This is a genomic window from Winogradskyella maritima (assembly GCF_042650215.1).
GTDB classification, from domain to species: domain Bacteria; phylum Bacteroidota; class Bacteroidia; order Flavobacteriales; family Flavobacteriaceae; genus Winogradskyella; species Winogradskyella maritima.
The window spans coordinates 1,887,800-1,905,935 of the sequence record NZ_JBHSAT010000004.1 but is presented as its reverse complement, the minus strand read 5'-3'; the positions used below and the strand labels follow the sequence as shown (position 1 = coordinate 1,905,935).

The following is an 18,136-nucleotide window of genomic DNA, read 5'->3' as shown; positions in this document are numbered from 1 at the left end:
TACAATTTAAGGAATCCACTGTTTTGGAAAGTTGGGCTTACGCTTTTCCAAGAACGCATCTCGGCCTTCTTTGGCTTCGTTGGTCATATAAGCCAAACGTGTGGCTTCGCCTGCAAAAACTTGTTGACCGACCATTCCGTCATCGGTAAGGTTCATGGCAAACTTTAGCATTTTTATAGATATCGGCGATTTGGCCAATATTTCTTGTGCCCACTCATAGGCTGTAGATTCTAATTCGGCATGAGGAACAACCGCATTGACCATGCCCATATCGTACGCCTCTTGAGCTGAATAGTTCCGACCTAAGAAGAATATTTCACGTGCTTTCTTTTGTCCGACCATTTTTGCCAAATAAGCTGAACCGTAACCGCCGTCAAAACTTGTCACATCAGCATCCGTTTGCTTAAAAATAGCATGCTCCTTACTTGCAAGAGTTAAATCACAAACCACATGTAAACTATGACCTCCACCAACGGCCCAACCCGGTACTACCGCAATCACAGCCTTTGGCATAAAACGGATAAGGCGTTGCACTTCTAAAATATTTAAACGGTGGTAGCCATCATCGCCAACGTAGCCTTGGTGGCCTCTTGCCTTTTGGTCACCACCAGAACAAAAACTCCAAATACCATCTTTTGTCGACGGCCCTTCCGCACTTAATAAAACCACACCTATGTTGGTGTCTTCATTGGCATCATAAAATGCATCGTATAATTCACTCGTAGTTTTTGGACGAAAAGCATTCCGAACATCAGGTCGGTTAAACGCAATACGTGCTACACCATTGGCTTTTTTATAGGTAATGTCTTGGTAGTCCTTAACGGTTTTCCATTGAATGTCTTTCATGTCTTACAGTTGGAAATTTGAACAACAAAAATACATATAATATTAGCTAAGACTAAAACCCGAAGATGGAGAACTCGAAAATTTATTTTTGCATAAATAATTGCACCATAATTTACGATATCGTTAGAGTTTGTTAATATCTAAAATACTGCTTAGCAAATAGTTACATAATATTCAATCTAAGTTTATTATCTCTTATTGGATTTTTATTTAAATATGAATATTATTATAAATAATTCAATAAAACGGTTAAAGTCATTTTACACCTATACAAAAGCTATGCACGCATAGTATCTTTGCACTCCCTTATTAAAAATAGTAGATGATTGATAATCAAACTTTAACAGAGAATTTTGAACGCCATTCTTTTGATATTGGCACATTATTTCTTTTTGAAAACTACGTCATTGCAGAGATGAATGAAGGCGTAGTACTTACTTTTGATAGTTTTTTTGAGCTGGGACGTAAACTTGTTGAAAAATACAACGAAAGACCTTTTGGTTATATCGTCCATCGCAAGAACTCATACTCTATTAATCCCACTGACATTCATATTTTCAACAAGGCGTTCCCAAACCTAAAAGCTTTTGCCGTTGTCAGCTACTCCTCTATGGGCGAAAAAATTTTCACTCTAGAAAATAAATTCTTCAATTTTAACAGACAGTTGTTTCACGATTTAAAAACAGCAGAGCGTTGGGTTCAAACTACTTTGAAAGCCAATTCAGACGTCAATTTAGTTTAAATGGATTCCGTCGTCTTTAATGGTGATTTGCTTGTCTTTATAGAGTGAACCAATCGCTTTTTTAAAGCTCTTTTTACTCATTTGAAGCTCTTCCTTTATCGCTTCAGGACTAGATTTATCGTGTAAAGGTATAAATCCGCTGTTATCCTTTAAGGCATCTAAAATCAACTGGGCGTTAGGTTCAATATTTCTATACCCGATTTGGCTGAGAGAGATATCCAATTTATTATCGTGTCGTACCTTTTTCACGATACCTTCTAACTTATCGCCAACGCTGATGTCTTTATAAATTTCGTCTTTATAGATAAGGCCGTGGTGTTTTTTATTGACGATGACATTCATACCGATATCAGAAGGATGCGAAACAATTAAGTCTACCTTATCAAATTGAGCAACCTCTAACGTAGTGTTGTCCAAAAAGCGCATGGTTTTGCTAGAAGCCACAAGTCTATCGGTTTCCTCATCCAAATAACAATGCACCAAATACCAACCTCCTTTTTTCATTTTAAAGGCTTGTTCCTTAAACGGGCAAAACAATTCCTTAACCAATCCCCAATCTAGAAAAGCCCCGTGTTTACTAACTTCATTACACCGAAGTAAAGCAAAGTCTCCCTTGGTGATGTAAGGCTTGTCTGTGATGGCGACTGGACGTTCTTCATTATCTAAATAAACAAAGACTTCGATTTTATCACCAATTTCGAAAGTTTCCGGGACATATCTATTGGGTAAGAGTACTTCATTTGTTCCTGCTTCATCATCACCCAAAAACAAACCTGGTTCTGTATCTCGTAGTATATATAGTGTATTGTATTCGCCTAAATGTATCATGGCGCAAAGGTATTACTATTTCTATCGCTTACGAATATCTGTATAAAAAAAGTCGCCCTTTAGGACGACTCCTTCAAAATTTTAACCTTCTAGTTATACACCGAAGCTTTATCAAAATGCTTTGTTAGCATATAATAAATCACGGCGCGGTATTTATTTCGGTTGGATTTTCCGTAGGTTTCCATAACGCTATCAATGGCATTATCGAGTTTATTGCTATCCTCTAAGCCTAACTTTTTAATCAGAAAATTATTTTTTACTGTAGCAATTTCCTTCTCATCAGAACCAGAAACCGTTGCAGAATCGGCGTTATAAATTGACGGACCCAAGCCGACCGTTACTTTGGTCAGTAAATCCATATCGGGTTGCTGATTGAATTTATCCTTGATTTCAGAGGCGTATTTTGTGATTAATTCGTCGCGTTTACTCATGTTTTTTGATTTTTGATTGTTTGTTGAACAGTTAAAGATAGGAATTGTAAGGGAATGCTGAAAGTTGACGACTTCAAGTTTACTTTATAAAATCAAAATACTGCAAGAGGATTTCGTCATTAATCTCTGACGGTGTGAAAATCTCCAGCACTTTCGGGCGGTCCGAATCCTCGTAAAATGTATTTAGTTCACGCTCTAAAATCGCCTGATTCTTTGCACTGGCATAATCGAATCCGTACATCTTACAAAGATGCTCTGCGGTAAGCTTATGTTTGGTTTCAAAATAGATATCGAAATTTTCGGTATTCTTATGACCTGGCAAAATCCTGAAGATACCTCCACCTTGGTTGTTGATGATAATGACTCTGAAGTCATTTGGCGTATAGTTATTCCAAAGCGCATTGCTGTCATAGAAGAAACTTAAATCCCCCGTTATAAACGTTGTGCGTTGATTAGCCACGGAAGCTGAACCAATTGCAGTACTTGTACTTCCGTCGATACCACTCGTCCCTCTGTTACAAAATACTTCGATGGATTCTGGGCTGTTAAACAATTGGGCATATCTAATCGCTGAACTATTCCCGATATGCAATTGACTATTTTTCGGAAGGGATTTAATAACATCACTAAACACTTTAAAATCACTAAAAGGAATATCCTTGATATAGGCCTTATGCTGATGGAGTCTATGGCGTTTCACGTTTAACCAATGCGACCTGTAATCACTTTTAATGGTATGTGTCAGCGCTTCAAAAAAGTTTGAAAAGAAGGCATTTAAGGACACCTTAAAATGCTTTGTCAATAAGAAAAAAGTATCATTGGCTTCAAACGGCCCAACATGCCAATGTTCTGAAGGTTTGTAGGTCCTTAAAAATGCTTTTATTTTTTTTGAAACCACCATTCCGCCTAAGGTCAGGACAATATCGGGCTTTAAGTGTTCAAACCCTACCATATCAAGAGGTGCAATGATTTGGTCAATACTTGGAAAGAATATTTTATGATGAAGGTTAGAGGTCGTTTCGGTAAAGACCACAACACTCTCATCTCTCGCCAATTCTTCTAGCCATTGTGCCTCAATACTATTGGGTTGCAACACACCGACCAATACTAACTTTCGCTTGGCTTTATGCCATAATTGCAAAGCATCTTCTAGCTCAAAACTATCAATCTCAGCATCTACTCTTGGTCTTGTCTTTAGATTGAATTTTAATTCGGAAACCTCAGTAGTCTCATACAAAGGCTCTTCAAACGGAATATTGAGATGTACAGGTCTCGACTGCCCTTTCGCCATTTGGATGGCCGATTGAATTTCAATTTCATTATAAGTCTGAATGTCCTTCTGAAGACCTAAAAAGCGCTCTAATTTATTTTCGAGATTCTTGAAAATCGGTAATTCATCGTCCTTAGTCTGCTGGTAGTCGTCTTTTAAATCGAGCTTTAAATTGGCGCTGTACACCACATGCTCGCCATAGACTTGTTTCTGTTTTATGGTCTGCCCGTCACCAATATCAACCATGTGTTTAGGTCGGTCGGCAGATAAGACGATTAGCGAAATATGACTGTAATAGGCTTCGGAAATGGCAGGATAATAATTCAACAATGCACTACCCGATGTACAGACTAAAGCGACCGGTTCTTGCAAACGTTGTGCAATACCAAGCGCAAAAAATCCGGCGCATCGCTCATCCACAATGCTATAACATTTAAAAAACTCATTATGCGTAAAACCGATGGTTAATGGTGCATTTCTACTGCCAGGGGAAATGACGATTTGCCTAACGCACAAGGTTTTACAAAGGCCAACAACAGTTTGCGATAAAGGGATTTTTGAATGCTTCATACAATCCACAAATTTACCGCTTTTAGCTCCCTAAAAAAAATGAAGGCCAGCAATAATTAACGCAATTACTTTAGAACCGTTTTCAATAAATAACAGACTTTAGGGTTTGGGATTTGTTGACAGTTTCTTCCCATTCGGCTAGAGGTTCAGAGGCTTCTGTAATACCTCCACCTACATAGATTTTAATATGGTTATCATCTATTTTCATACAACGCAGGTTCACATAGAGATAACTGTTTAAACCATAACTGGCATAGGCGCTATTTTCCACATTTCGGCGATTTCTATTCCGCTCGGAACGGGTTTTAATGTTCATTTCGCCCAAGAAGCCTGTGTAATACTCACGCTTGTAATTTTCGTTTTTAAGTATGAATTCCTGAGCTAATTCTCTAGGGAATCCGCATACTGCCGGTGTTGGATGCAAAGCTTCAATAATCGGTTTTAGTTCTGCTCTGTTGGATTGTACCCTTGCCAAAATACGTGTTTTAAGATGCAGTAAATGACCCGCTTTAACTGTTTCTGTTTTGGAAATGGATTTGGAACTCGTAAACGACGCAATTTGCTCAGAAATATAGTCCGTTACAATTTGTTGTTCTTCTAGCTCTTTTGGCGTCCAGTCGATTGAAGTCTCAACATCAGACTTACGTGTTCCGGCCAAAGAAATTGTGGTTAGTTGCGCACCTTCAACTTTAAATAATAATTCTGGCGTGGCTCCCATCCACAACCCTACTTTAGGATGGTACCAGCAATAAACCATGGCATTTTTATATTTGGCCAACAATCGTTTATAAAGTCTGAAAATGCTTGTTTTTGGACGTTCAATATCTTCTGAACGCGACAAGACCACTTTTGTCATTTCAGAAGTTTTCATGCTATGGATTGCCTTTTCAATCAATTGCATGTATGTTTCAGAATCCTCTAAAGCCATTTTGTCCTCAGGTAAATTGGAAGGTACTCCAAAGTCGGCTTTAATAATCAGTTGTTCTGAATGTTCCGCAGGAAAAACAACCGAAGACTGATTCAAATCAAACGGAGAAAATACATAGCCCGATTCTGAAAACGTGTCCGTCAATCGTAACTCGTCATCCTTTTGCAACCAACATTTAATGGTATTGTTTATGGAACGACTAAACACCACAAAGGGCAATTCTGCCTTATACTGTTCTTGTATTTTTTCGAAAAAAGAATTGCTGTCCAAAACTATTTCTTTTTCGGTAGTGTAATGGTTGATAATCTACAGATAGAGATTAAATTGTCCGCTTCATCCGTCACACGAATATCTAACAGTTGAGTCGTTCTTCCACGATGCAAAAAAGAGGCCTTGGCATAGATATAGCCTTCCTTGACACTCTTTAAGTGATTTGCTGTTATCTCTAAACCTCTAACAAAAAACTCCTCGGTATTTATAAAAATATGCGATGCAAAACTACCTACACTTTCCGCCAATGCGGCGGTTGCACCGCCGTGCAGAACACCGTCTGGCTGATGTACTCTTGGCGTCACAGGCATACGTGCCGTAAGGGTTTCATCGGTAAAATCAATGATTTCTATATCCAAGGTTTCCATCAGTGTATTCTTACTTGCCAAATTGGCTCTTCTTAGTAATTCGTCTTTAGACATTTGCATAAATGCAGTACTTTTAGTGTTTCACAAAGATACTGAACCCACAACTAAATATGAATTTACAAGAGAAGGAAGTTCAATACAGCACAAAGAATTCCTACAGCACCTTAAATCAAAACACGTCCAAGACAAAAAACGTTTGGTTCGTCTTTCACGGGATGGGTTACCTCAGCAAATACTTCTTAAAATATTTTAAAGGTTTACCTCCCGTAGACAATTACATCATTGCACCACAAGCCCCGAGCAAATATTACATTCAGCCTAAAATGCACGTTGGTGCCAATTGGCTGACGCGAGATAATACGGAAGCTGGGGTGGAAAATATCATGAATTATCTGGATGAGATTTTAGCTTTTGAAAATATATCAGATGATAAAAACATTATTCTATTCGGGTATTCACAAGGTGTGAGTATTATCTCGAGACTAGTGGCAAAACGGCAACTTAAATGTGATATTTTGGTGTTGCATTCTGGCGGGATTCCTGTTGAATTGACCAATGAAGATTTTGAATTCTTACCTATAGAAACCAAGGTAAAATTAATTTGCGGGAAGCAAGACCAATATCTTACAACAGAACGGATTGACTTAGAATCCCAACGGGCAAAAGACCTATTTGGAGAACGCTTGGAGATTGTTCTATTTGAAGGCAAACATGAGGTGAATGTGGATTATATAAACAATTTAATATGAATACTGAAAATATCATCTTAGAGAATTCAAGAGCAAGACTTGAACTTCTCACAATGGAAAACTATGAACTTTTGAATACCATTGCTTCTGAAAAAGACCTTATTTATTATTCCCCATCAAATATTTCAACTCCTACACTTTTCAAGAATTATGTAGAAACTGCGGTTAAAGGGTACGTTGAGAAAACCATCCTACCATTCATAATTTATGACAAGCAATTGAAGGACTACGCCGGAAGTACACGTTTTGGATTAATAAGTAACAAAAACAAAACATTGCATATTGGTTGGACTTGGATGGGTAAAAAATTTCAAGGCACTGGGCTCAATACCGCCATAAAAACACTGATGCTAACCCATGCCTTTGAAGATATGCAATTTGAAAAGGTTGAGTTCCGAATTGATGAACGCAATGGCAAATCACGTCGCGCAGTAGAAAAATTAGGCGCTACGCTTGAAGGAATTTTACGAAAAGATACCGTGATGAAAGATGGTTTTAGGCGAAGTACCTGTTGCTATGGAATATTGAAAGAGGAATGGCCGACTATTAAATCGACCATTTTTAAAAACTTTTAAGTTGTATGCTGAAGCGTCTTGTTCTTCTCTTTAAGGATGGCTAATTGCTTTTCTAAAAAGGTAATCGCTTTTTCTGCTTTTTGACTTGCTTTTACTTTAAATTCTCCTGCTTCATGGTTGATTTTTTCCTTTCTAGAAGCCGTAGCTTTAGATAAATCTTCCTTGACTTCTTTTAAATCTGAAACCAATTGGTCTTTTACAGCAACACCTTCCTTTGTGAGTTTGTCTCTTGTGACACTTCCTTTATCTGGCGCCATTAAAACGCCAATGCCTGCTCCTATCAATGTGCCCAAAACGAGGGCGCCTTTAAACTGAATCATAATTTTTCTTTTAAATTATTGTGTTTACTTTATAGGTCTGTAAAACCTTCAAATTGTTACAGATTAAGCGTTTAAATGTTTTATTCTTAATTATCGCACTCAAAACAACTTTGCAGACCGTGATTGAGTTCTAGTTTCTTGGACCCTTTAAGATGGTTTGCCAGCGGGCCTTGTCGGTCGATAATTTTTTTGAATTCTAGCGCATAGACATTTATACTATCTCTTCGGCTTTTTAATTTTCGGGCGATATCCTCACCATTCAATTCTCTTATGGTTTTTGGCCATTTTTGAAGAGCTTCTTCAATGGCTTCATTATTCAAATTATTTTGAAGAAATTTAGCTTCAGACTTAAACATTTCTGGAGGCGTATTCAAAAGAAAATAACGGTCGAACGGATAGACTAAACCTTCCATATAATCCACTTCAGAAGTAAAAGGACGTAATTCTTTAACAGCATTTTTATTAGACAACATCGTTGGAATAATACCATCAACCATAAAAAAGGCGTTGTCCCTATCACCAGCAACAGGAATAGCTTTAAAATTGAGACTATCCACTTTTTGAATAGCCCATCCCCACTGCTTCGCATGTCGGTCCCAATCGCCAATAATGATATCGAACAAACGACTTCTAATCAAAGCACGTTTATCAACTTGAATTCGTTGCCCAATCTTTTTACGCATTTTCTGGAGATTATCCGTATCAATGATTTCTGAAATACTATCTAGAGGCGTCCAGTTTTTTTTGCTCTTAGTTTCAAATTCTAGCAGAAACAGGCGGTTGCCATACTCTTCGTTATATTTTCCTAGTGCATTTTGTTCGGGAACAAAAAACATTTTTGGATAGGTACTTATAACATTCGCTGGTTTGGATAATGCTGCTGCTAAGATTGCTGCATATGGGTGCTGTGCAGAGATACCGTCTTCAATAATATTCTCCAAGCCTAAGGTCTTAGCAAATTCAGGAATTAAGGGCTTTGGGTCTTTATTGACGCTTCTAATTGTATAGGTAATACTATCTCCTCCCAATAAACGTAAAGAGTGAGTTTGCTTGCCTCCGCCTTCTTTGACTATGGTCATACCACCGTTAAGTGAATCCAAATAAAGAATAGGAACTTTTACTTTAGCGGCCCAAGCATCTCTATATTGATGCCCTTGCATAAATCGTTTTAATCCATCAGCGTTAAACGCATTACTTGCAGAGATAAGTACCGAATCATAATCTTTGAAATTGATATCTTCTACTGAATCAAAATCAACCAATACAGCTCTCCCGAAGGATTTAGGGCTACCGCTTACCGACCAATAAATAAGGCCTATAGTGACCAATACTAATATCAGAATGGTAATCCCTATTTTTTTTAGCATGATTAGCGGTTTTTGCAAAAATAAATTCTAGAAGACAAATGGGGTAACGCTATACCATTTCAAACTAACTCATTACGAATGTTGTTTGTTGTTTGTTTTTTTATTGTTGAGTTATTGAGTTGTTGCGCAACACAGACTGTTAACTAATCAATTTTTGTACAATAGCTTTTACCGGAAGAATTTCTTTAGTATGCTCAATACTAGGGCCTGCCACCCAAACGGTTTTATAAGTCGCTTTTTTGGCCGCCTTTTCTGTGGCTTTCATTCCAATAGAAAACCGGATCATCTTCACCCATTTCTTCAGCTTCCTGTTTTTATTCAAAAGGTTTTCTATCCAAGTGGCTTTGGTTCCTATTTTCTGAACATAAGGTGTATTGATGACTGTACATGGCGTTCCAGAAATACGTTCTGTCATTATAATGTCATCTGCGCCATAGTCTACACAAGCTTGCTTGTATTCATCTGTAACACCAGCTTCAATCGATGCAATAAATGGACTACCTACAGAAACACCTTCAGCGCCATAACCCAACATTTTATCAATGTCAGCTTTACAACCAACACCTCCGGCAGAAATGACTGGAATAGACAAGTTTTCTGAAAGCGATTTTATTAATTCCTCTGGTGTTAAATTACCACGATGTCCGCCTGCTTCATTGTTTACAGCAATGGCCGCATCTGCTCCAAGACCTTCCACTTTTTTAGCAAATTTTAAATCGACAACATCACAGTACACACGTATTCCTGCTTTTTTTGCCTGTCTGATTGTCTCTTCTGGACTGCCCAAAGACGTGATGATGAAATCACAACCTTCTTCGCAAATTACCTCGAGCTGCCCTTTATATTTTAAATTCGATTTGTTGACAATTAAATTGAATCCGAAAGCACCACCTTCAACTTTGTTTGCTTTCAATTGTTGTAACGCCTCTCTTAATTCGTCTAAGGTTCTGTAATTCAATGCGGGAATACAACCTGCAATACCTGCCTTCATCGCTTCAGTTACCATAGCAACGTTAGATACCAGAAACATTGGCGCTTGAATAATAGGATACGTTATATTGAGTTGTTTGGTAAGTTCTGTTTGCATGGTAAATTGTGGTATAGAAGAGACTAACTATATGTACAAATATAATTTAAATTTTATTATGCAAGCATAACAAAATTCAACTATAACTTCTTTTCATTTTGTCTTGAAACAAAACGAAACAAAAATTCAAAACGATTTATTAGGAAATTACTGCGTAACGCTCGCCAATAATTGAAAAAGAAAGACCATAAAAAGTATTGAACTTTCAATCCTAGAAAATAAAATTGAACATTATTTAGAGCTCGCTATTTCTGAAAATCGTTGCTTCCGACTTTGTCGGAATTAGAACCAATCTGGGTGAAGGTATTCGCAATTAAGGTTAATCAAAAAATTGATAATAGCCACATTTTAGATAAGCGCCTTCTGGGAAACTAATGGGATGATCAATATCGTGTTGGGTTTTATCAATCAGTTCGAAGTGCCTCTCTTGTTGGGATAATATACGGTTGTTTAAATCGAAAAACGATTGGGCAATAACCCTGCTTGAGCAAGAGGCCAAAACCAATAAACCATTCTTGGCCGTTAACTGACTTCCTAATGTTGCTAACTCAGCGTATTTCTTTTTTGCTAAATCAATTTCAGACGCTTGTTTCGCAAAGCTTGGCGGGTCGATTACTACGACATCAAAACGCTTTTTTAGTTGAATCAGTTTACGTAGTTCTACAAAGGCATCTCCAGCAATGGTCTTATGAATACCATTGTACTCATTTCGCTTCCCATTTTCTTCTGCAATCTCCAGGGCCTGCTTGCTGATATCCAAACTCGTGACTTCCGAAGCGCCATTGGCTAAAGCATGAACCGAGAATCCACCAGCATAGGAAAATACATCCAACACCGTTTTTCCCTGGCTCAGCTCTCCTACACGTCTTCGGTTTTCACGATGGTCTAAAAAATATCCTGTCTTGTGACCTTTAATGACGTTAGCTGAAAAATCAATACTATGTTCTTTGAATTCCACAACCTCATCATCCAATTCTCCAAAAATGACTTCTCCATCTTTGAACTGGTGTCGTTTCGAGTTTTGTAGTCCACGGCTCAATCTTAATACAATCGTTTCGGCATTTGAAATAGTTTGAAGATGTTTTACAATGTCTTCTAAATACGGTAACCAAATTTCAGAATAAAGTTTGATGACCAAAACGGTAGCATACACATCAGCAATAAGACTTGGAAAACCGTCGTTTTCACCAAATAGCAAGCGATAACTATTCGTCTCCGTTTGAAAAAGAGCCTCTCGCTTTTGAAACGCTTTGTCGATTTGCGACTTGAAAAATTCAGAATTAATCTGAACTTTCTCAACGTCTGAATATAGCATCTTTATTCGAATCGGAGAGTTGGCATCGTACAAGCCAAAACCGATAACCTTGTTTTTATTCTTACTAAATATAATCGCTAAATCTCCTGTCTCTGCATCGTCGTTTATCTTAACTATACTATTGGAAAACACCCATGGATGGCCCTGCAACACTGAGCGTTCGCCTTTGGCATTGAGCTTTGTGGCGAGACGATTGGGTTGACGTTCTGACTTTATTTTTGATGAAAATGTCATGGGTTGAATTAAGCTTCAAAAGTAATGTATTTATGCCTTTTAAATGGCCATAACGCTTAAAGCAGAAAAGACCACTTTACAGTGGTCTTTAATATTTAGTTACTCAAAATGCTAGAACAATACATAAAACAATATTCCGTAAAAGATAATTATAAAAAGTTCTAATCTATATTTTTTTATGGTCAGTCTCATTTTTTAAGGATTCGTCTAGTGAAGGAAGTTCCGTCAACAATTTCTATCTTTAAAAGATACATTCCGGATGTGAGTTCAGACAAATCAACTCGTTGTTTTGGCTCTTCAAACTTGATGACTGACTTACCCAAAATATCAAATACAATTAACGACTTTAATTCTGTTGCGGATGGCAAATCAATATACAGCATATCGCTAAATGGATTTGGATATAGCCTAAGTTCTATACCGCCATCAAAATCATTTGTGCTCAATGTGGAATTGAACTCGTAAGCCCCTAAATCTACGATAGTATTGAAAATCCTTTGGTTGCCTAATAAATCTTCTGTTGAGTCTACAAGACTATTGTCGCCTGAATCGACTGCTGGATTGGAAGCGGTATCCAATCTGTAATCTTTGTTAGCAGCATTAACAAATGATATAGGTGCCGTTATAATATTTGATTTGAAAAAAGGATCAATAGCTGAAAATCCGTTGATATCTGCACAATAGGAAACAACTATATCTGGATCTGTAGTCGTTCTACCATAGGACACTGGACTCGGTTGTGATGAACTCAACGTGTACAGATTATCGGAGAACAGGTTGTTATGAATATTTGCATGCGTTCTTATGCCTGTTCCAACAGCGCCAAAATGAGTAATTACAACAGTGCTACGCTCATTATCTGCAACGGAGACATTTGCATTATCCGTTTCCTTATTGTTCACAAAAGTATTATTTAAAATATCTACGAATATTTCTGACGTACTATCTCCGTTAATCACCCATATAGAACTTGCGAATTCTCCCTGGCCAGCACCCTGACCAACTGTTAGACCAGAGACATTATCATGAAATAATGAATTTTGAATGCTAGATGAAATATTTGAAATATCTGCTTGAATAAAAATACCTGAGCCATGTCTCGAATAATTATAGTCAAAAATGCAATTGGAAACATTAAATGAATTATTCTGATTGGGCGAATTCAATGAATTTGCTGGTCTAAAATATATGCCTGCACCAGAACCAACAACATAATTCTGCGTAAATCTACAATTGGCAATTTCAATGGTACCACCAGTCGCTGTAATATCAACATAAATGCCCCCACCGTGGCCACTAATATCCACGGCATTCGCTGTTGCGTCTCCATATGCATCCCTAAGTTCAAACCCATCGATTGTTACGTTAGGAGACGAAATACGAAATAATGTGCGAGAGTTATCAGCCCTAGAGGCATTATTTGGGCCTGGTGCAGTAATGGGCGCTGGGTTAGAATCATCTTGTAAGAGGTCTCCAGATACCACAGTCCTTCCATTCAATGCTAAATCTCTCTCAGAGCGTAAAGTCTCTGTACCATTGAAGCCCCCATAAATGGAAATATCACTAGTTATAGTAAATCTTTCATTCCTATCTAGGTTACTTGATGGAAAATAGGTTCCATTAGACGTTACCCATACTTCACTGCCTGAATTGGCTACAGATAGAGCAGTCTGTATATCTGGATAAGCTGTTGCCCAAGACATACCATCGAACGTATTTCTCACACCATTACTTGCATCAACGTAAATAATGTTTCCAGAACTCACGTTATTGTAAATATCACTTATCTCCGTGGCTGATAACTTTCTATCAAAAAACTGAATATCATCTACATTACCTGCAAAGTTGCTTGCTCTGTTTATAATTAATTCTGCACTGTTTGGAAACGCAGTAGAGTTTGACGTCAGTTTAAGATCATTAGAGATACCAACTTCATAATTACCATTAAAATAAAAATCAACATCATGCAGGCTACCAGACTTATTAGACTGCAAAACGATGTAAGACCAGTTGCCATTTGCCAGTGCCGTAGACGCAAAATTTTTGGAGGTTACTACATTGCCAACACGAAATTGAATTCTAAAATTATTACTGGCATTTGCAGACCTACTTATATAAATACCGTTACCATTGGAGTCTGCTATATCAATAACACGTTCTTCATTTGGGTCAATGGGACCAGCCATTCTTACCCAAAATCCTATGGCAAATTCATTTAAAGGTCCCTGGATTACATATCCGTTAGCCCTAACGTTATTACAAAATAAAGCGTTGTTGGTGTTTCCAAAACGATCAGCAGTAAATGTAAAACTTGCCCCGGTTAAATTACCGTTTCCTGGATCTGCTTCATTCACTACAGAGCCGGCAGTAAAATCATACCTTGCCAAATAGTCGTTCGGGATTTGGGCATTTAAAGGCGCACTCAGAAATCCAAAAGAGAGGGCCAAAATCAAATTAAATGTAAAGTGTAAAATTTTGTTCATAATAATTGGGTTTAATTTTTGAACAAAAAAAGGGTGCTAAAGTACCTTAGGTTTGAAATTGTTTCCGGATGGTATTATTTAATTTCCCTTCGAAGATTAAATAAAAACCGATTCGAATTGAAGTTTGTACGATTTACTTAAAGGAACGATTCTTCCATATTTTAGAGTAAGACATTTCTCTCTTTTTGAATAGGTCTCAACATGATCTAAATTAATTAACCATGATCGGTGCACCCTTACGAACCTTGATTGATCAGCCAACAAATCTTCATAATAACTCAATTTTTTAGACGCTAAGTAAGAGGTCCTCTCGGCAACGTAGAGCTTTGAGTACATTCTGTTAGCCTCAATACAACTGACATCCTTTAGGTTAAGAATGACATAATCGCTTTTATAAGGTATAGCTATTCGCTCTATGCTTTTGGTATTCTCTTTTAATATATCGAGATGCTTTTTAAGGGATAGTTTAATATCCACTTGCCGTACTGCCTTAGATATAGCGGACTTTAGCGCCTCTGTGTTTATAGGTTTTAGAAGATAATCTAAAGCAGAAACTTTAAACGCCTTTAGCGCATAAGTGTCATAAGCCGTAACAAAAATTACCTGAAAGTCTGGCTCCCTGAACGTTTCAAAAAGGTGAAACCCGTTTTTCTTGGGCATTTCAATATCAAGAAAAACAAGTTGTGGCTGAAGTTTATTAATAGCTTCCACAGCCTCATCGACATTGGAAGCTTCTGCAACTACCTCAACATTTTTACAATAAAAATCAAGGAGAAATCTGAGGTTTTCCCTAGCATTTACTTCATCATCAACAATAAGCGTCTTAAGTATTGTCATAAGGTTCTATTAAATGGTATTTTGAGCGTAACCTTTGTGCCCTGCTCTAGGTCTTCATATTCAAAACCAATATCCATTTTGTAAATCTTCCGGATAATTTCTAATTTCTCTCTTATGGACTGGGTAGAAAACGAACTTGGTCGGTTATTCTTTAAGTTTATTTCTTTTGATATTTGAAAACCAACGCCATTGTCCAAGATGATGCATTCTAAAACCCCAGCAATTCTAAACTCAATATTTAAGAGCCTTAGACCGTCGGTCTTGTGCAACAATCCATGTTTAATAGCATTTTCAATAAACGGCTGAATGATCATAGCAGGAATCTCAATAGCACCAATAGTCGTATCTACCAAAATTGAATATTCAAAATTCTCTCGGAATCTTAATTTTTCAAGTTCCAAATAGCGTTTAATGGTTTCCACTTCATCATGAAAGTCAATGAAGGTCTTTTTGCTGTGATTTAAATTTCTTCTAATAAGGTCGGCGTAAGTGGTTAGATAGCTGTATGCTTGTTCCCTATCCCCTTTCAACACCAAGTTTTGAATGGAATTAAGTGCATTGAATGTAAAATGTGGATTCATCTGCGCCTGCAGGCTCTCTAATTTTGAAGATGCCAACTGACGTTCTAAACGTTCTTTCTCTAAATTGGCTTTTTGCTTGGTTTTGATTTTGGAAATCCGTTTTAAAAAATATATATAAAAACTAAGCAAAATCAATAAACTGCTTAACATTAAGAACCACCATCTAAGATAAAAAGGCTTCAAGATGGAGATGATTGTCGTCTTAATTTCAGATTCGAAATCTGTAGCTAAGTCAACAGACTTAGCGCTAAAAAGGTACTTTCCTGAGGCAAGGTTGTCAAAAATAATTTCGGAGGAGGTGTTTGTGACTTCACTCCAAGACTCTTCGATCCCCTTTTTTTCGAGTTTATAAAAATACTTAAGATTCTCTTCTGCAAGAAAACCATTGGTAGACAATTTAAATTGAATTTTATTTTCATCAGAATTTAGAACATACTCTGTTTTAGAAGGGACGAATTTATTTTCAATTTTGATATCTGAAAAATAGAAATCGGAAGTTACTTTAGGTTTAAAATTTCTGTCTTTCAAAATCTTTAGAATGCCTTGATTGGTACTTACCAAAATCGAGGTTTCAGAAATTGCTATATCTGATATGTTAAATGTTACAATACCGTCTCGTTTGGTTAAATTTTGCATAGTTTTTGAGCCGATGTCCAAGCCTTGAATCCCTTGATCAGAAACGATCCACAAATCATTTCCGTCCGAATTGATTTTCATGATTCTATTACTTAGAAGGCCATTTTCTGTGTTATACACTTGAATTACCTTTCCATCATCAATACCCAACACGCCATCACTAAATGTGGAAACCCAAACAATGCCATCGTCAGTTTGCGTCATGTCAATGGCAAAAATGGGCGTGCCATTATAAAGAATGTCAATACTTTCATTATTTGTATAAAACTGTTTTAATCCATCTACAAAACCAACATAAAAGGTTTTAAACTTTGAATCAAAAAAACTGGTGTACGCGCGTTTGTTTCTTAGCGTAATTATCTTCGGATTATTCAGAGTGGTTATATTGGCCCCATTGCTTAAGGTGTAAATCACGGCAGAATCATTGATAGCTGTTATCTCTTTTGCAAAATTATAATGTGGAATTTTACTGATTCTTTTTTCATACTTATCATAGAGAAATGAAACTGGTCCCGAAGCAACAAAAACATTAGCATTAGAAGCAGATACATCCACAATTCTATTTCCAGACTCTACTAAAATTTCACTCTCGCTTCCATTATTGATATCTAATCGTTTTAAGGAGCCACTTTTAGTACCGTAAATAAGTTCGCTTTCTCCGATGACCTCAAATGCAGTAACGGCTTCATTTATATTGTAAGACAAGACATCTAGATTTGGCATAAGATAAATACCATCCTCTAAGGTCGTTACCCAATAATTGCCAAACTTATCCACAATAATATCCGTAATGGATTTAGATTCAAAGAAACCTCGGTTATATACAAAGCTATCAGATATATAATCGAATGCGATTAAACCACGGTCTGTACAAAACCAAAGCTTACCATCTAAAAACTTTGCATTTTGAATGAATCTATCTTTCAAATAATCTTGTACATCTAAATGTAGCAATTCATCATTCTTGTACCACAAGACCTCAATAGGCGCTTTTCTGACTTCAGAATTCAATGCATATACTAACTTTCCTTTTGGAATATTGATAATCTTTACATGCGTGAATTTCCTGTCTAAAAGTACATCCAAAACGGTGCGCGAGCTGACATCTTTGAGATTGGTTGTAAGATTTAAAGCTTGATTTTTAATAAAAAACAAACTATCATTTTGATGAAATATAGCCCGAGGAATAATTTTTGAATCAAACAGTTTTTGTGGCGATTTACTTTTTCTGTCAATCGCTAATAACCCATTAACTGTGTTAAGGATTATATCCGAATCGCTTACATAAAAATCTGATAATTGACCATTTGTAGATTCTTCCAAGTCCTTGAACAAATGGATCTGTTGGTTTTCAATATAAAAAAATTGACCTGAAATGTTATTATACCATAATCGGCCAGCGTTATCTAATCTCAGATTAAATACGGAAAGACCTTTTTGTTCTGGATGCGAATACAGCTCAAAAGTCTTGCCATCATATTTAAAAAGCCCCTTGTTCGCCGCTAGCCATATAAATCCATCAAGATCTTCTAAAACCTGATAAAATTCCTCATCGGGTAGTCCAGTATCTTCCGTTAAATGATAAAACACAGGATGTTGCGCTTCTGCAAATTGAGGTATGAGAAAAGCTAAATAGAGGAATAAGATAATTGAATACTTCAAGATAATGCAAGAACCTTTTAAAACCTTTAACCGATTA

The 18,136-nt window shown here is 36.9% G+C and carries 16 protein-coding genes; 3 read left to right on the top strand and 13 right to left on the bottom strand.

Annotated elements, in window-relative coordinates:
- Nucleotides 1–6: 6 nt before the first annotated feature.
- The gene (locus ACFOSX_RS09745; protein ID WP_386099954.1) at nucleotides 7–846 is read right to left on the bottom strand and encodes a 1,4-dihydroxy-2-naphthoyl-CoA synthase; all 840 of its coding nucleotides are present in this window, start codon (nucleotides 844–846) and stop codon (nucleotides 7–9) included.
- A 322-nt stretch (nucleotides 847–1,168) separates the two neighbouring features.
- On the opposite strand from ACFOSX_RS09745, the gene ACFOSX_RS09740 reads away from it, so the two are divergent.
- Nucleotides 1,169–1,588, top strand: a complete 420-nt coding sequence (locus ACFOSX_RS09740) for a hypothetical protein (protein ID WP_386099951.1) — start codon at nucleotides 1,169–1,171, stop codon at nucleotides 1,586–1,588.
- Here ACFOSX_RS09740 and ACFOSX_RS09735 read toward each other — a convergent pair.
- The 5 genes from ACFOSX_RS09735 to ACFOSX_RS09715 all read right to left on the bottom strand — a co-directional run bounded on the left by ACFOSX_RS09735 (nucleotide 1,580) and on the right by ACFOSX_RS09715 (nucleotide 6,313).
- Nucleotides 1,580–2,416, bottom strand: a complete 837-nt coding sequence (locus ACFOSX_RS09735) for a CvfB family protein (RefSeq protein WP_386099948.1) — start codon at nucleotides 2,414–2,416, stop codon at nucleotides 1,580–1,582. The genes ACFOSX_RS09740 and ACFOSX_RS09735 overlap by 9 nt on opposite strands.
- Nucleotides 2,417–2,505: 89 nt before the next feature.
- Entirely contained in the window at nucleotides 2,506–2,847 is a 342-nt protein-coding gene (locus ACFOSX_RS09730; protein WP_386099946.1) for a DUF2853 family protein, read from the bottom strand.
- Nucleotides 2,848–2,926: 79 nt separating this feature from the next.
- A complete protein-coding gene (gene menD / locus ACFOSX_RS09725) occupies nucleotides 2,927–4,687 on the bottom strand; it encodes a 2-succinyl-5-enolpyruvyl-6-hydroxy-3-cyclohexene-1-carboxylic-acid synthase (RefSeq protein WP_386099943.1) in 1,761 nt (586 codons plus the stop codon).
- An 82-nt stretch (nucleotides 4,688–4,769) separates the two neighbouring features.
- Nucleotides 4,770–5,885 (bottom strand): chorismate-binding protein, encoded by a 1,116-nt coding sequence (locus tag ACFOSX_RS09720; protein WP_386099940.1) that lies wholly within the window; start codon nucleotides 5,883–5,885, stop codon nucleotides 4,770–4,772.
- A gap of 2 nt (nucleotides 5,886–5,887) precedes the next feature.
- The gene (locus tag ACFOSX_RS09715) at nucleotides 5,888–6,313 is read right to left on the bottom strand and encodes a PaaI family thioesterase (protein WP_386099937.1); all 426 of its coding nucleotides are present in this window, start codon (nucleotides 6,311–6,313) and stop codon (nucleotides 5,888–5,890) included.
- A gap of 50 nt (nucleotides 6,314–6,363) precedes the next feature.
- Here ACFOSX_RS09715 and ACFOSX_RS09710 point away from each other — a divergent pair, with 50 nt between their 5' ends.
- Together ACFOSX_RS09710 and ACFOSX_RS09705 are read left to right on the top strand one after the other, a co-directional pair.
- On the top strand, nucleotides 6,364–7,002 hold the full coding sequence (locus ACFOSX_RS09710) for an alpha/beta hydrolase (protein ID WP_386099934.1): 639 nt from the start codon (nucleotides 6,364–6,366) through the stop codon (nucleotides 7,000–7,002).
- A complete protein-coding gene (locus ACFOSX_RS09705; protein WP_386099931.1) occupies nucleotides 6,999–7,577 on the top strand; it encodes a GNAT family N-acetyltransferase in 579 nt (192 codons plus the stop codon). Before ACFOSX_RS09710 ends, ACFOSX_RS09705 begins: the two co-directional genes overlap by 4 nt.
- Here the strand turns inward: ACFOSX_RS09705 and ACFOSX_RS09700 are convergent.
- The 7 genes from ACFOSX_RS09700 to ACFOSX_RS09670 all read right to left on the bottom strand — a co-directional run bounded on the left by ACFOSX_RS09700 (nucleotide 7,574) and on the right by ACFOSX_RS09670 (nucleotide 18,099).
- Nucleotides 7,574–7,897 carry a YtxH domain-containing protein gene (locus tag ACFOSX_RS09700; RefSeq protein ID WP_386099928.1) on the bottom strand — a complete coding sequence of 108 codons (324 nt, stop codon included), beginning with the start codon at nucleotides 7,895–7,897 and terminating at the stop codon, nucleotides 7,574–7,576. The genes ACFOSX_RS09705 and ACFOSX_RS09700 overlap by 4 nt on opposite strands.
- An 86-nt stretch (nucleotides 7,898–7,983) precedes the next feature.
- Nucleotides 7,984–9,264, bottom strand: a complete 1,281-nt coding sequence (locus tag ACFOSX_RS09695; protein WP_386099925.1) for a hypothetical protein — start codon at nucleotides 9,262–9,264, stop codon at nucleotides 7,984–7,986.
- A 139-nt stretch (nucleotides 9,265–9,403) separates the two neighbouring features.
- Nucleotides 9,404–10,351, bottom strand: a complete 948-nt coding sequence (locus ACFOSX_RS09690) for an NAD(P)H-dependent flavin oxidoreductase (protein WP_386099922.1) — start codon at nucleotides 10,349–10,351, stop codon at nucleotides 9,404–9,406.
- 319 nt (nucleotides 10,352–10,670) lie between these two features.
- On the bottom strand, nucleotides 10,671–11,900 hold the full coding sequence (locus ACFOSX_RS09685; protein WP_386099919.1) for a class I SAM-dependent rRNA methyltransferase: 1,230 nt from the start codon (nucleotides 11,898–11,900) through the stop codon (nucleotides 10,671–10,673).
- A 188-nt stretch (nucleotides 11,901–12,088) separates the two neighbouring features.
- Nucleotides 12,089–14,383 (bottom strand): T9SS type A sorting domain-containing protein, encoded by a 2,295-nt coding sequence (locus tag ACFOSX_RS09680; RefSeq protein ID WP_386099916.1) that lies wholly within the window; start codon nucleotides 14,381–14,383, stop codon nucleotides 12,089–12,091.
- Between the two features lie 96 nt (nucleotides 14,384–14,479).
- Nucleotides 14,480–15,220, bottom strand: a complete 741-nt coding sequence (locus ACFOSX_RS09675; RefSeq protein WP_386099913.1) for a LytR/AlgR family response regulator transcription factor — start codon at nucleotides 15,218–15,220, stop codon at nucleotides 14,480–14,482.
- A complete protein-coding gene (locus tag ACFOSX_RS09670; RefSeq protein WP_386099910.1) occupies nucleotides 15,217–18,099 on the bottom strand; it encodes a sensor histidine kinase in 2,883 nt (960 codons plus the stop codon). Before ACFOSX_RS09670 ends, ACFOSX_RS09675 begins: the two co-directional genes overlap by 4 nt.
- Nucleotides 18,100–18,136 lie beyond the last annotated feature (37 nt).

Excerpts from the sequence above, each read along its gene's own strand:
- ACFOSX_RS09745 (WP_386099954.1), bottom strand. The coding sequence starts at position 846 with ATGAAAGACATTCAATGGAAAACCGTTAAGGACTACCAAGACATTACC.
- ACFOSX_RS09740 (WP_386099951.1), top strand. The coding sequence starts at position 1,169 with ATGATTGATAATCAAACTTTAACAGAGAATTTTGAACGCCATTCTTTT.
- ACFOSX_RS09735 (WP_386099948.1), bottom strand. The coding sequence starts at position 2,416 with ATGATACATTTAGGCGAATACAATACACTATATATACTACGAGATACA.
- ACFOSX_RS09730 (WP_386099946.1), bottom strand. The coding sequence starts at position 2,847 with ATGAGTAAACGCGACGAATTAATCACAAAATACGCCTCTGAAATCAAG.
- menD (WP_386099943.1), bottom strand. The coding sequence starts at position 4,687 with ATGAAGCATTCAAAAATCCCTTTATCGCAAACTGTTGTTGGCCTTTGT.
- ACFOSX_RS09715 (WP_386099937.1), bottom strand. The coding sequence starts at position 6,313 with ATGCAAATGTCTAAAGACGAATTACTAAGAAGAGCCAATTTGGCAAGT.
- ACFOSX_RS09710 (WP_386099934.1), top strand. The coding sequence starts at position 6,364 with ATGAATTTACAAGAGAAGGAAGTTCAATACAGCACAAAGAATTCCTAC.
- ACFOSX_RS09705 (WP_386099931.1), top strand. The coding sequence starts at position 6,999 with ATGAATACTGAAAATATCATCTTAGAGAATTCAAGAGCAAGACTTGAA.
- ACFOSX_RS09700 (WP_386099928.1), bottom strand. The coding sequence starts at position 7,897 with ATGATTCAGTTTAAAGGCGCCCTCGTTTTGGGCACATTGATAGGAGCA.
- ACFOSX_RS09695 (WP_386099925.1), bottom strand. The coding sequence starts at position 9,264 with ATGCTAAAAAAAATAGGGATTACCATTCTGATATTAGTATTGGTCACT.
- ACFOSX_RS09690 (WP_386099922.1), bottom strand. The coding sequence starts at position 10,351 with ATGCAAACAGAACTTACCAAACAACTCAATATAACGTATCCTATTATT.
- ACFOSX_RS09685 (WP_386099919.1), bottom strand. The coding sequence starts at position 11,900 with ATGACATTTTCATCAAAAATAAAGTCAGAACGTCAACCCAATCGTCTC.
- ACFOSX_RS09680 (WP_386099916.1), bottom strand. The coding sequence starts at position 14,383 with ATGAACAAAATTTTACACTTTACATTTAATTTGATTTTGGCCCTCTCT.
- ACFOSX_RS09675 (WP_386099913.1), bottom strand. The coding sequence starts at position 15,220 with ATGACAATACTTAAGACGCTTATTGTTGATGATGAAGTAAATGCTAGG.